The organism is Tardiphaga sp. 866_E4_N1_4 (assembly GCF_052076075.1).
In the GTDB taxonomy this organism is placed as follows: domain Bacteria; phylum Pseudomonadota; class Alphaproteobacteria; order Rhizobiales; family Xanthobacteraceae; genus Tardiphaga; species Tardiphaga robiniae.
Map to the genome: position 1 here is coordinate 6,344,120 of NZ_CP197242.1, position 12,666 is coordinate 6,356,785.

Here is a 12,666-nt window from a genome sequence, read left to right on the forward strand (position 1 = left end):
TGGCGACCGGTTCGCATTAAGAAAACGCGTCAAACGAAAATAGGGCCCTCTTTATCGAAGAGGCGCGCGCGCGGCACAAGGCCGCCCGTCACGATTGTGGTTCCATAGTTAGCGCGCATTGCCCGAAACGGTGCCATATGCTCCATTCCGGCCCGCCGGTTACCGGCCGGATTCTCGCTTTTCTGCCGTGCAATATGCTGGAGCCTTCATGAGTTCGTCGCAGCCCGTCGCCGCCCCAAACTCGGCCTCCCGCAATCGGCTCCTTCTGGTGGTTTACACCGCGGCGATCTTCACCAGCGCGCTGCTGTTATTCTCGGTGCAGCCCCTGTTCACCAAGATGGTGCTGCCGCGGCTCGGTGGGTCGCCGGCGGTGTGGTCGGTGGCGATGGTGTTCTTCCAGTCACTGCTGCTCGGCGGCTATGCCTATGCCCACTACCTGATGCAATTGCGCAGCCGGCTGGTGCCGATCGTCATTCATCTCCTGTTGCTGGTTGTTGCGCTGCTGACGCTGCCGCTGTCCATCGCATCGGGCTGGGGCACGCCGCCGGAGAGTGGCTATGCGTTCTGGCTGCTCGGCCTGTTCGCGGTGTCGATCGGTCTGCCGTTCTTTGTGCTTGCTGCGAATAATCCGCTGCTGCAGGCCTGGTTCGTACGCACCGGTCATCCCAACGGTCACGATCCGTATTTCCTCTATGCGTCGTCGAATATCGGGAGCTTTCTCGCGCTGCTGACCTATCCGGTGCTGCTGGAGCCGATGTTTTCGCTGCGCACGCAGAACCTGATCTGGACGTCCGGCTATGGCCTGCTGATCCTGCTGATCGCCGGCTGCGGCGTGTTGCTGCTGAAGTCGCCGCCGGTTGCCGTCGCTGCACCGGGTGCTGATGCCATCGACGCGCCGGCGCCGAGCTGGGCGCTGCGTGCCCGCTGGATCTTTCTCGCGGCTGTCCCATCCGGCCTGTTGATCGCAGTCACCGCGCATATCTCGACGGATGTCGCTGCCGCGCCGCTGCTCTGGGTGTTGCCGCTGTCGCTGTATCTGCTGACCTGGGTGCTGGTGTTCCAGTCGCGGCCGCTGCTGCCGCACTCATGGGTCCTGATGTTGCAGCCTCTCGCGATTGCCGGCGTGGTTGTCCTGCTCGCAGTTGGCGGCGAACAGAATCTGCTGCTCACGCTCGGCGGCCATCTGCTGGCCTTCTTCATCATCGCCATGGCGTGCCATGGTGAATTGGCTCGGCAGCGTCCTGCAGCCCGCTATCTCACGGGCTACTACGTCGCATTGTCGTTCGGTGGCATGGTCGGTGGCCTGTTCGCCGGTTTGATCGCGCCGTTCACATTCTCATGGATCGCGGAATATCCGATCCTGATCGCATTTGCCGTGCTGTGCCGGCCGTCATTGCCGGAGCGGTATTCCGGCTGGGCGCGCTGGTACTGGATCGCGCTCGTGGTTGCCGCAATCGCATTGATCGTGCCGAGCTACACAACCGGCAAGCTGTTCACGTGGATCGATACCCAACGTGTCTATGTCGTCAGCACCGTTGCCGTCGTCGGCATAATCGCGGCGATCCTGCGGGCTGACCGGCTCAAGCTCATGGCCATCACTGTCCTCGCTCTGGCGCTGATCCGTTTCTACCCGGCCGACGATGGCCGGGTCGAAACCGTGCGTAGTTTCTTCGGCGTGCACAAGATCGTGGTGACGCCGAACAACCAGTATCACGTGCTGATGCATGGCACGACGATCCATGGCGCCGAGAAATATCTTAATGACGATGGCACGCCGGTGACCGGCCGGCCGGAGCCGATCTCCTATTATTACAAGGACGGCGGCATCGGGCAGGCGATCACGGCGGTACGGGCCCGCAAGGGGGCACCGCTTCGCGTGGCAGTGATCGGCCTCGGTTCGGGGTCACTGACCTGTGCATCAGCGCCGGGCGAGGACTGGAAATTCTTCGAGATCGATCAGTCGATGGTCGATACCGCAAGGGATCCGAAATATTTCAGCTACATCCAGAAGTGTGAGCCGGACGTTAAACCGGTGATCGGCGATGCAAGGCTGACTTTTGCGAAAGAGCCTGACGGCGTCTACGACCTCATCATCGTCGATGCCTATTCGTCGGACGCGATCCCGATCCATCTGGCGACCGAGGAAGCGATGGAGATTTACAAGGAAAAGCTCGCCCCGCAGGGCGCCGTCGTCATGCACGTTTCGAACCGGCATCTCGAACTCGCCAGCGTCGTTGTCGGAATCGCCGATGCCAATGACATGAAGAGCTGGGTCTATTCGGAGGATTCCGGCCGCGACAACGAATATATCTTCTCGACAAACGTCGTCATCTCGGCCCATGACGCCGCCGATGTCGGCTCCATCGCGACGTCATCGCAATGGGCCTTGACCGAGGCGAACGACGATCAGCGGGTCTGGACCGACGATTATTCCAACGTGCTCGGCGCCGTGTGGCGCCGGCTACGGGACGGGGATAACTGAAGCGTTTTCAAGCGAAGTGGATGCCGGTTCGCGTCAGGAAAACGCGTCACACATCTTCGCTCAGTTGTCCCCGAAGAAGCCGCGCGGCTGATACGGCCGCGGCGCGTAGGCCTGCGGCGGGTATTGCCGGCTGTAATAGCCGCGATTGGCGTAATACTGCTGGGTCTCGGCTTCGGTCATGCGGCGATAGCCGGGAGGGGCCGGATAGCGCTGACCGTCATTGCCATCGGCCGGATAGATGTAACGATCGTCATCCGCCGGCTGTACCTGACGCGCGACGCGGCGGTTCGGTGCCACGGCCTGCGGAGTGAGATCCATGGGATTGCCGGCGGCGTCGTAGGACGGTGAGGCAGGAGCGATATCGCGGCGGGCGACGGCAGATGGCTTCGCCGGGCGCGGGTTGCGGGCAAGGGCGACCTGCGAGGAGCCGGTCAGCGTGACGGTTGTGTTGAGCACCCCGTCAGCCTTGACCATGGCAAACAATGTCGCGGCGTTCTCGCGCGACAGTCGCACGCAGCCATGGGACGCCGGCGAGCCCAGGCGGCTCACGGAATCGGTTCCGTGGATGGCATGGCCCTTTTTGGTGAAGAAGATGGCATGGGGCATTGGCGCGTCGTCGAATTCCTTGGAGAAGTGATCCTCCTCCATGCGGAATGTCTGGAAGCTGCCATTCGGGGTCTCGTAGGACGGAATGCCTGACGAGACCGGCCAGCGATATTTCTCGACGCCGTCTTGGACGACGGTCAGCTGCTGGGCATCCTTGTCGACGGTAATGGCGATCTTGGCCTGCGCAGTGCTGGTGGCGGCGAAAACGGCGAGACCCGCAAGGGTCATATAAAACGAACGCATCTTACCTTGGCCTCCGGGCCGTAACCTGTTGTACCGCCTACCGTCCCGCCTCCAATATGCATATGGGGCGACCCGGGTGCCAGTGACAGTTTCGTGCATCCTTAATGTTGGGCTAGGCGGCACCAAGGCGGCGACCGGGCCGAAAGAGGGCTCGGCCCGACCCGAGGATGCGCGATAGGAAGCTTCTCAGGAAGGCAGATGGAACCGGTTCCTAGGTCGCGCGTTGCCCTCCCACAATCGCAAGCGGCGAATTCTCGTCGCTCAGAGGGAAGCTCCAGATGACCGTTAAGACCGCTGTGTTGCCGATCAGTTCATCGATGAAGACCCGCCTGGCGTTCGCCGCGGGCGTGCTGGCTCTGGTCGCCATGCCGCATTTTGCGCAGGCACAGGGCGTATTCCGGGGTGGTGAGCAGGGCGCCAACCAAGGTTACCGTGACGGCAATCGCGCCGCCGGACCGGTCGGCGGCGTGGTCGGTGGCGCAGTTGGCCTTGGCGTCGGCGCGGCCGTGGGCGGCGTGAAGGGTGTACTTGGAATTCCAGAAGGTCGACGGACACAGTGCCGCGGCTATTACAACCGCCATGGCAAATTCCGCTGCTATCGCTAAGCAGGCATTGATTTGAAATGAAAATGGCCCGGTTCAAACCGGGCCATTTTTATTATCAGCGATTTCAGTTTTTCAGCTTGTAGCCTGTCTTGAAAATCCACCAGACGACGAACATGCAAATCACCAGGAACATGCAGGTGACGCCGATGCTCCAGCCGACACTGACGTCGGAGATTTCGTAGAAGCTCCAGCGGAAGCCACTGATCAGATACACGACCGGATTGAGCAGCGTGACGGTCCGCCAACCCGACGGCAGCATGCTGACGGAGTAGAAGCTACCGCCCAGGAAGGTCAGTGGCGTCACCACCAGCAGCGGGATCGCCTGCAGTTTCTCGAAGCCGTCGGCCCAGATTCCGATGATGAAGCCAAACAGGCTGAACGTTACCGCCGTCAGCACCAGGAAGGTCAGCATCCACCACGGGTGCAGGATGTGCAGCGGCACAAACAGGCCTGCAGTGGCCAGAATGATCAGGCCCAGCAGGATCGACTTGGTCGCGGCGGCGCCGACATAGCCAAGGACAACTTCCACATAGGACACCGGCGCCGACAGCAATTCATAGATCGTTCCGGTGAATTTGGGGAAGTAGATGCCGAACGAGGCGTTGGAAATGCTCTGCGTGAGTACCGACAGCATCACGAGACCAGGCACGATGAAGGTGCCGTAGCTGACGCCCTCGATGGAGGTGATGCGCGAGCCGATCGCAGCGCCGAACACCACGAAATACAGCGAGGTGGAAATCACCGGCGAAACGATGCTCTGCAGCACGGTGCGCCAGGTGCGCGCCATTTCGAACAGATAGATGGCGCGGACAGCTCTGAAGTTCATGTTACTTCCTCACCAGGCTGACGAAGATGTCTTCGAGCGAGCTCTGCGTGGTGTCGAGATCGGAGAAGCGGATACCGGATTCGCGGAGATCGCCGAGCAGGCTGGTGATCCCGGTGCGCTCGCTCTTGGTGTCGTAGCTGTAGATCAACTGATGGCCGTCGGCTGCCAGTTCGAGGTTGTAGTGAGCCAGGCTGGCTGGAATCTCCGTGACCTTGCCTTGCAGATACAGCTTGAGCTGCTTCTTGCCGAGCTGCTCCATCAGCTTGGTCTTTTCCTCGATCAGGATGATCTCGCCTTTGTTGATGACGCCGATGCGGTCGGCCATCTCCTCGGCTTCTTCGATGTAATGCGTGGTGAGGATCACCGTGACGCCTGCGGCGCGCAGCGTGCGCACGACTTCCCACATGCCCTTGCGGAGTTCGACATCGACGCCGGCGGTGGGCTCGTCGAGGAACAGGATTTGCGGCTCGTGCGACAGCGCCTTGGCGATCATCACGCGGCGCTTCATCCCGCCGGACAGCGTAATGATCTTGTTATCCTTTTTGTCCCACAGCGAGAGGTCTTTCAGGATTTTCTCGATCAGCGCCGGGTTCTTCGGTTTGCCGAACAGGCCGCGGCTGAAACTGACCGTGGCCCAAACCGATTCGAAGGCGTCGGTGTGCAGTTCCTGCGGCACCAGCCCGATCAGCGACCGCGCGGCGCGATAGTCCCGGGCGATGTCGTGACCATCGACCATGACCTTGCCGGATGTGGCATTGGCGATGCCACAGATGATGCTGATCATCGTCGTCTTGCCAGCGCCGTTCGGGCCCAGCAGCGCGAAGATCTCGCCGCGGTTGATGTCGAGGTCGATACCCTTCAGGGCCGTGAAGCCCGAGGCATAGCTCTTGGTCAGATTGGAAACGGAAATGATGGGTGACATCGGCGATATGATCGTTCGAAAAGGGGAAGGCAGAGGACCGGGCGGTCATACCGGGACGCACGAACGGCGCAGCCGAAACGGCTTTGTCGGACGCGGGGTGCGTACATAGGAATGAAGATGCGCCGGCGCAATCGCGGAACAGGCGATTTTGGGGCTATTCTGCGGCTTCGTAGTCGATCTCGACAATCGTGCCACCGTCGGCCGCATCGGCAAATGCAGGGTCGCTGGTTAGTTGCTCGATGGTGCGCGGCGTCGGAAGGCCGCTCGAGCCGTCCGGATTGCGCCAGTCTCCGGCCGCGTATTCGAGCGTTTCCTCGGCTTCCTCGATCGCTTCATCGAGGGTGTCGCCGGCGGTCACGATGCCGGGCAGGTCGGGAAAGGAAACGTTGAAGGTGCCGCTGGCGTCCTTCTGAATGAGCGCAATATAGACCGGCATTGTCAGACGCGTTCCACGAAACTGTCGACGACCTTCTTCTCACCCGCCTTCTCGAAGACGATGGTGAGCTTGTTGCCGTCGATCTTGGTCACATTGCCGTAGCCGAACTTCTGGTGGAAGACGCGATCCTGCAGCGTGAAGTCGGACTCCGTGCCGGTGGACTTCGCGATCAACTCGCCCTCGATAGTCATCGGCCGCTTGTTTCGCGATGAAGAGGAGCCGCCGAAAGGCGACTGGCCTTCGCTGAAGCCGCTGCCGCCTTGTCCTCCGCCGCGTGAACGGTTGGCCTGCGCGCGCTGCCAGCCCGGTGTCGAATAGCTCGATCCGAACGATTCCACGTTGTCGAAGCGTGATGCGCCGTAGCCTCCGGCGCCGCCCCAGCCCGAACCGCCCTTTGATTCCGTGATCTCGACATTGGCTGCCGGCAATTCATCGAGGAAACGCGACGGCATCGTCGTGTTCCAGGTGCCGTGAATGCGCCGGTTGGTTGCGAAATAGAGTTTGGCGCGGCGGCGCGCGCGGGTGATGCCGACATGGGCGAGGCGGCGCTCTTCCTCGAGCCCGGCGCGGCCCTGATCGTCGAGTGCCCGCTGATGCGGGAACAGGCCTTCTTCCCAGCCCGGTAGAAAGACGTTGTCGAATTCAAGCCCCTTGGCCGAATGCAGCGTCATCACCGACACGGCATCCTCGTCTGCACCGCCCTCGCGGTCCATCACCAGCGAGATGTGTTCGAGGAACCCCTGCAGGTTCTCGAACTCCTCCATCGAGCGCACCAGTTCCTTGAGGTTCTCAAGGCGGCCGGCAGCATCGGCGGAGCGATCCTTCTGCCACATGTCGGTGTAGCCACTCTCGTCGAGCACGACTTCGGCGAGTTCGGTATGCGGCATCACTTCGCTTTGCTTGCGCCAGCGTTCGAAGCTCATCATCAGGTCGCGCAGGCTGCCGCGCGCCTTCGGCTTCATCTCGTCAGTCTCGACAACCTGACGTGCAGCCTCCGACAGCGGAATGCGACGCCGGCGGGCATGATCGTGCAGCATCTGCACCGTGGCATCGCCGAGGCCGCGCTTGGGCACATTGACGATGCGCTCGAAGGCGAGATCGTCGGCCGGCGAATTGATCACCCGAAGATAGGCCAGTGCGTCGCGGATTTCCGCGCGCTCATAGAAGCGCGGGCCGCCGATGACCCGATAGGGCAGGCCGAGCGTGACGAAGCGGTCTTCAAACTCGCGCATCTGGAACGAGGCGCGCACCAGGATCGCGATGTCGTTGAGCTTGTTGCCCTCGCGCTGCAACTGCTCGATTTCTTCGCCGATGGCGCGGGCTTCTTCCTCGGAATCCCAGGAGCCGGTGACGGTGACCTTCTCGCCATCGACATCTTCAGTACGCAGCGTCTTGCCGAGACGTCCCTCGTTGTGCGCGATCAGATGCGAGGCCGCGGCAAGGATATGGCCGGTCGAGCGGTAGTTGCGCTCCAGCCGCACGACCTTGGCGCCGGGAAAATCATGTTCGAAGCGCAGGATGTTGTCGACCTCGGCGCCGCGCCAGCCATAGATCGACTGGTCGTCGTCGCCGACGCAACAGATGTTTTTAAGCGGCACGGCCGGTTTGCTGTCTGCCGATGGCGCGTCCGCTTCCGGCAGCAAGCGCTGACCGGGCGCCTGCGACAGCAGCCGCAGCCACAGATACTGCGCGACGTTGGTGTCCTGATATTCGTCGACGAGGATATATTTGAAGCGCTGCTGATACTGCTTCAGCACGTCCGGATGTTCGCGGAACAGCCGGATACATTCCAGCAGGAGGTCGCCGAAGTCAGCAGCGTTGAGGGTCTTCAACCGATCCTGATAGGCGGCATAGAGCTTGCCGCCCTTGCCATTGCCGAACACGGCGGCTTCGCCGGATGGCACCTGCGATGGCGTTAGTCCGCGGTTCTTCCAACCGTCGATCAGGTTGGCCAGCATTCGCGCTGGCCAGCGCTTGTCGTCGATATTGTCGGCCTGCAGGAGCTGCTTGAGCAGTCGGATCTGGTCGTCGGTGTCGAGCACCGTGAAATTGGATTTCAGCTGCACCAGTTCGGCATGGGTGCGCAGGATGCGGCCGCCGATCGAGTGGAAGGTGCCGAGCCACGGCATGCCCTCGACCGCCTGGCCGAGCATGATGCCGAGCCGGTGCTTCATCTCCCGCGCGGCCTTGTTGGTGAAGGTCACCGACAGGATTTCACCGGGCCGCGCACGGCCCATGCTGAGGATATGGGCAATCCGCGAGGTCAGAACCTTGGTCTTGCCGGTGCCGGCGCCAGCGAGCACCAGGACGGGGCCGTCGAGGGTTTCGACGGCATCGCGCTGCTCGGGGTTGAGGCCGTTCAGATACTGTGCCGCTGGCGCCGCAGCAGCACGTGCACGCGCGCCAATACCGCCCGCCGCCGGCTGGTAGGCAGGAAGATCGTTGGCGGGCGTTTTGCGTGCGTCACTCATGCGAATCGTATTCCGCCCACGTTGGCACCGTGGGGCCTTAAAGGGGAGCCTTCTTAGCAGGATAGGAGGGCATATAGGAGCGAGAGGCTTCTGGCGACAGACTTATCCTCGCATGCGGCTCATCTGACGCCCGTTGGCACGCAGGAGCGCTCTCGTTTCAGTGATGTTGGCTGGTAGGTGGGTCGGGAACTTTCGTTTTCGCTCCGGCTTGTTTCAGCATCAAGCGCGACGGCGAATGCCGCGTCAAAAGCCAAAAACTGAGGTTTGTGCCATGTTCAGCTGGGTTGTTACCTTCCTCGTTATCGCTCTTATTGCCGGCGTTCTCGGCTTCGGCGGTATCGCCGGCGCCTCCATCGAAATCGCCAAGGCGATCTTCTTCATCGCCCTCGTCCTGTTCCTGATTTCGGCCGTTGTGGGCCTCGTCCGCGGCCGCACGCGCGTCTGACGGTTATTTCTTCGAGGGCATCCCGATCGATCGGCCGATGCCCTCGGGGCGATCTACGGATCGGTGCGCATTGGCCAGCGCCTGCACGCGGGCGCTGATATCAGGCGGAAACGGCGCAACCTTCCGGGCCGTCATGTCCATGTGGAGCGTCATGTTTTCCGACGTCGCCGACAGCCATCCCTCGGTGGCGTGGCGCAACTCCTTGAAGGTGTGAATGCGCTTGTCGTCCGCAGCGACAACCAGGATCGACACCTGCGCGGGATCACCGAGATGGATTTCCCTGACATAGCGAACATGGCATTCGGCCGTGAAGGTCGAGTTGTTGCGCGCCCTCATATATTCGGGACCGATCCCGATCTTGAGCCAAAGGTCGTCGATCGCCCGGTCGAACAGCACGTTGTAATAGGCCATGTTGAGATGGCCATTATAGTCGATCCATTGCGGTTCGATCTGCATGACATGCGCCCGGAAAGGGACGGGTTGCAGCAGATCGTCGGTTGGCTCAGTCATCGGTAATTCCTGTCCCGCTCTCACGTCTCTTGACCCGTTATACAACCTTTGCCACGGTCCCGCCGCGTCGGAGGGACTACTGTGGCTAGCATTGCGAACAATTTGAAACGACCGGAGCCGAAGGCCTTGGCCACGACGCTTGAAGCGCTGACGGCGCGTTTTGGCAATCGACTGGTGACGTCGCAGGCGGTTCGCGACCAGCATGGCCATACCACGACATGGCTTGCCAACCAGCCGCCGGATGGCGTCGTGTTCGCGCAGGAGACCGCGGATATCCAGGACGTGGTCCGGATTTGTGCAGCGAACAAAGTTCCGGTGATCGCATTCGGCACCGGCACGTCGCTGGAAGGTCAGGTCAATGCGCCGGCAGGCGGCATTTGCATCGACATGCGCGACATGAACCAGATTCTGGAAGTGCACAGCGAAGACCTCGACTGCGTGATTCAGCCCGGCGTTACGCGCAAGGCGCTCAACGAAAATCTGCGCGATCAAGGCCTGTTCTTCCCGATCGATCCTGGTGCCGATGCGTCGCTTGGCGGCATGGCGTCGACGCGCGCCTCCGGCACCAACGCGGTGCGTTACGGGACGATGCGCGACAACGTGCTCGCGCTCAAGGTCGTGCGCGCCGATGGTGAGATCATCAAGACGGGCACCCGCGCGAAGAAATCTTCGGCCGGCTATGACCTGACGCATCTGTTTGTCGGCGCCGAGGGCACGCTGGGCATCATTAGCGAGCTGACCATCAAGCTGCGTGGCATTCCTGAAACCATGGCTGCCGCGTCATGTTCGTTCGCCACGGTGGCAGGTGCCTGTCAGGCGACGATTCTCGCGATTCAGACCGGCATTCCCGTTGCTCGGATCGAGCTGCTGAACGAGGCGCAGGTTCGTGCCTGTAATTCCTATTCCAAGCTGACGCTGCCGGAAACGCCGCTGCTGCTGCTGGAATTCCATGGCAGCGAGGCCGAAGTGGCCGAGCAGTCGCGAAATTTTCACGAGATCGCACTGGAATGCGGCGGTGGCGATTTTTCCTGGACGATGAAGCCGGAAGATCGCACCAAGCTCTGGCAGGCCCGTCACGATGCCTATTGGTCGGTGAAGAGTATGCGACCGGGCTCCGATGTCGCGGCCACCGACGTTTGCGTGCCGATTTCCAAACTCGCGGAATGTGTCGCTGCGACGGAAGAGGATCTCGCGCGGCTCGGCCTGTTGGCGCCCATCGTCGGCCACGTCGGCGACGGCAATTTTCATTGCTCGATGGTCTGCGATCGCAATGACGCCGATGAGGTCGCCCGCGCGGAGGACTTCATGCACCGCCTCGCTCAACGGGCGCAGGCGATGGGGGGCACCTGCACGGGTGAACATGGCATCGGGCAAGGCAAGCAAAAGTATATGCAGGCCGAACTGGGCAGTGAGGCGCTCGACGCCATGCGGGCGCTCAAGAAGGCACTCGATCCCGACAATATCTTCAATCCCGGGAAAATCCTGCCGCAGGCGTGACGCCAGATTGCCGCATCCGGTCAGGCCGAATGCGGACGGGAAAATTCGGCAGCAGCGGCAATGCTTAACTATTCTTAAAAAGTTTAAAGTTGTAGATATAATTATATACCAGCATGGATTGCGCTTTTCGGTTACGGAAGGTGCAATCAAAAAGCTTTGACGCAGAATGCGTCCAATAAAAAAGGCATCAGCCGATGCGGCTACCGTTTTTCTATGGTTGGGTCATCGTCGCCGTCACGTTCGTTTCCATGGCCATCGGGGTCAATGCGCGGACATCGTTCTCGCTGTTCTTCCCGCCAATTCTCCAGGAGTTCGGCTGGGACCGTGGCGTCACCGCCGGTGCCTTTTCATTCGGCTTCCTGATTTCCGCGATCATGAGCCCGCTGATGGGCAGACTGATGGATCGTGGCGGCCCGCGAGCCGTCATGGAACTTGGCACCGTGCTGATGGCTGCTGGCCTGTTGCTGGCGCCGCTGACGACGCAGCCGTGGCATTTGTACCTGACCATCGGCGTTCTGGTCGGCGCAGGCAGCGTCTGCCTCGGCTATTCCGGACAATCGCTGTTTCTGCCGAACTGGTTCAGCCGCAAGCGCGGCCTCGCGGTCGGCCTCGCATTCGCCGGCGTCGGCATCGGTTCCGTAACGGTGCTGCCCTGGGTGCAGGTGATGATCGAGCAGACCGGCTGGCGCACCGCCTGCACCGCCGTGGGGCTCCTCGTGCTGGTCGTGCTCGTGCCGATCAATTTGCTGCTGCGCAAACGCCCGCAGGACATGGGGCTCTTGCCGGATGGCGATCCGGCACCGACGTCGTCGACGAAGCATATATCCAATGTGGTCGACCCGGTCTGGGCCAGTATCGACTGGACGCTGGCGCGCGCCGTGCGCACGACGCGGTTCTGGTGGCTCGCACTCGGCCTGTTCGGTGGGCTGTATGCCTGGTATGCCGTTCAGGTCCATCAAACCAAGTATCTGCTCGACATCGGCTTCACGCCGGGTGTCGCCGCCTGGGCGCTCGGTATGGTCAGTCTGTTCGGTGTGCCCGGCCAGATATTTCTGGGCCATCTGTCCGATCGCATCGGCCGCGAATGGATCTGGACCGTCAGCGGTGTCGGCTTCGCAATCTGCTTTGCGTCCCTGATTGCGCTGGAATCGGTGCCGAACTTGATGCTGGTTTATGTCATGGTGATCTCGCAGGGCCTGCTGGGCTATGGCGTGACGTCTATCATGGGCGCCGTGGTTTCCGAGATTTTCCAGGGCGAGCATTTCGGCAGCATTTTCGGCACGCTCATGCTGGCCGCGCTGGCCGGCGGCGCCGCCGGTCCCTTGGTGACGGGTGTCCTGCACGACCACTTTGGTACCTATACGCCTGCATTTGCCCTTGGAATCGCAGTCAGCTTCCTCGCGACCTTTGCGGTCTGGATGGCGTCGCCGGGCAAGGTGAGGGCGGTGGCCGGACGTTTGCACCGCGCCCATGGCGCCGCAAAACCGCTGGAGCAGGGTGCTTCGACTTGATCGAAGCCGGGCGATTTGCCGCAAGCGGATGGCGAGGGATGGTTGATCTGGCCATCTATTGCGTGCTGTGACTTCGCCACAGTTGGTTCTATAAATAGATGCGTTCCCGCGT

At 61.5% G+C, this 12,666-nt stretch carries 11 protein-coding genes; 5 read left to right on the plus strand and 6 right to left on the minus strand.

Annotated features, from left to right (window positions below; all coding sequences use genetic code 11):
* Positions 1 to 208 precede the first annotated feature (208 nt).
* Positions 209 to 2,482, plus strand: a complete 2,274-nt coding sequence (locus tag AB8B20_RS30445; RefSeq protein WP_439070829.1) for a spermidine synthase — start codon at positions 209 to 211, stop codon at positions 2,480 to 2,482.
* A 60-nt stretch (positions 2,483 to 2,542) separates the two neighbouring features.
* Here the strand turns inward: AB8B20_RS30445 and AB8B20_RS30450 are convergent, their stop codons facing one another.
* Positions 2,543 to 3,331: a L,D-transpeptidase gene (locus AB8B20_RS30450; protein WP_439070830.1), complete on the minus strand. Its 789-nt coding sequence runs from the start codon at positions 3,329 to 3,331 to the stop codon at positions 2,543 to 2,545.
* Between the two features lie 278 nt (positions 3,332 to 3,609).
* Here AB8B20_RS30450 and AB8B20_RS30455 point away from each other — a divergent pair, with 278 nt between their 5' ends.
* Complete coding sequence (locus AB8B20_RS30455; protein WP_089268246.1) at positions 3,610 to 3,936, plus strand: hypothetical protein; 327 nt, start codon at positions 3,610 to 3,612, stop codon at positions 3,934 to 3,936.
* Positions 3,937 to 4,000: 64 nt separating this feature from the next.
* Here AB8B20_RS30455 and AB8B20_RS30460 read toward each other — a convergent pair whose 3' ends face one another.
* From AB8B20_RS30460 to AB8B20_RS30475, 4 genes are all read right to left on the minus strand, one after another.
* Positions 4,001 to 4,762 carry an ABC transporter permease gene (locus tag AB8B20_RS30460; RefSeq protein WP_068734061.1) on the minus strand — a complete coding sequence of 254 codons (762 nt, stop codon included), beginning with the start codon at positions 4,760 to 4,762 and terminating at the stop codon, positions 4,001 to 4,003.
* 1 nt (position 4,763) lies between these two features.
* Positions 4,764 to 5,684, minus strand: coding sequence for an ABC transporter ATP-binding protein (locus tag AB8B20_RS30465; protein WP_089268247.1), 921 nt, complete (start codon positions 5,682 to 5,684; stop codon positions 4,764 to 4,766).
* Between the two features lie 154 nt (positions 5,685 to 5,838).
* Complete coding sequence (locus AB8B20_RS30470; protein WP_089268248.1) at positions 5,839 to 6,120, minus strand: type II toxin-antitoxin system HicB family antitoxin; 282 nt, start codon at positions 6,118 to 6,120, stop codon at positions 5,839 to 5,841.
* 2 nt (positions 6,121 to 6,122) lie between these two features.
* Positions 6,123 to 8,591, minus strand: coding sequence for an ATP-dependent helicase (locus AB8B20_RS30475; protein WP_439070831.1), 2,469 nt, complete (start codon positions 8,589 to 8,591; stop codon positions 6,123 to 6,125).
* Positions 8,592 to 8,862: 271 nt separating this feature from the next.
* Here AB8B20_RS30475 and AB8B20_RS30480 point away from each other — a divergent pair, with 271 nt between their 5' ends.
* Complete coding sequence (locus AB8B20_RS30480; protein ID WP_092151113.1) at positions 8,863 to 9,036, plus strand: DUF1328 domain-containing protein; 174 nt, start codon at positions 8,863 to 8,865, stop codon at positions 9,034 to 9,036.
* Between the two features lie 3 nt (positions 9,037 to 9,039).
* Here the strand turns inward: AB8B20_RS30480 and AB8B20_RS30485 are convergent, their stop codons facing one another.
* A complete protein-coding gene (locus AB8B20_RS30485; RefSeq protein ID WP_092151116.1) occupies positions 9,040 to 9,546 on the minus strand; it encodes a thioesterase family protein in 507 nt (168 codons plus the stop codon).
* Between the two features lie 81 nt (positions 9,547 to 9,627).
* Here AB8B20_RS30485 and AB8B20_RS30490 point away from each other — a divergent pair, with 81 nt between their 5' ends.
* Together AB8B20_RS30490 and AB8B20_RS30495 are read left to right on the plus strand one after the other, a co-directional pair.
* Positions 9,628 to 11,043 (plus strand): FAD-binding oxidoreductase, encoded by a 1,416-nt coding sequence (locus AB8B20_RS30490; RefSeq protein ID WP_439070832.1) that lies wholly within the window; start codon positions 9,628 to 9,630, stop codon positions 11,041 to 11,043.
* Positions 11,044 to 11,237: 194 nt separating this feature from the next.
* Positions 11,238 to 12,554, plus strand: a complete 1,317-nt coding sequence (locus tag AB8B20_RS30495) for an MFS transporter (protein WP_439070833.1) — start codon at positions 11,238 to 11,240, stop codon at positions 12,552 to 12,554.
* Positions 12,555 to 12,666: the final 112 nt, after the last annotated feature.

Bases quoted from the DNA above. Each gene is read 5' to 3' on its own strand.
- AB8B20_RS30470 (WP_089268248.1), bottom strand. From the start codon at position 6,120: ATGCCGGTCTATATTGCGCTCATTCAGAAGGACGCCAGCGGCACCTTC.
- AB8B20_RS30450 (WP_439070830.1), bottom strand. From the start codon at position 3,331: ATGCGTTCGTTTTATATGACCCTTGCGGGTCTCGCCGTTTTCGCCGCC.
- AB8B20_RS30475 (WP_439070831.1), bottom strand. From the start codon at position 8,591: ATGAGTGACGCACGCAAAACGCCCGCCAACGATCTTCCTGCCTACCAG.
- AB8B20_RS30460 (WP_068734061.1), bottom strand. From the start codon at position 4,762: ATGAACTTCAGAGCTGTCCGCGCCATCTATCTGTTCGAAATGGCGCGC.
- AB8B20_RS30455 (WP_089268246.1), top strand. From the start codon at position 3,610: ATGACCGTTAAGACCGCTGTGTTGCCGATCAGTTCATCGATGAAGACC.
- AB8B20_RS30485 (WP_092151116.1), bottom strand. From the start codon at position 9,546: ATGACTGAGCCAACCGACGATCTGCTGCAACCCGTCCCTTTCCGGGCG.
- AB8B20_RS30445 (WP_439070829.1), top strand. From the start codon at position 209: ATGAGTTCGTCGCAGCCCGTCGCCGCCCCAAACTCGGCCTCCCGCAAT.
- AB8B20_RS30480 (WP_092151113.1), top strand. From the start codon at position 8,863: ATGTTCAGCTGGGTTGTTACCTTCCTCGTTATCGCTCTTATTGCCGGC.
- AB8B20_RS30495 (WP_439070833.1), top strand. From the start codon at position 11,238: ATGCGGCTACCGTTTTTCTATGGTTGGGTCATCGTCGCCGTCACGTTC.
- AB8B20_RS30465 (WP_089268247.1), bottom strand. From the start codon at position 5,684: ATGTCACCCATCATTTCCGTTTCCAATCTGACCAAGAGCTATGCCTCG.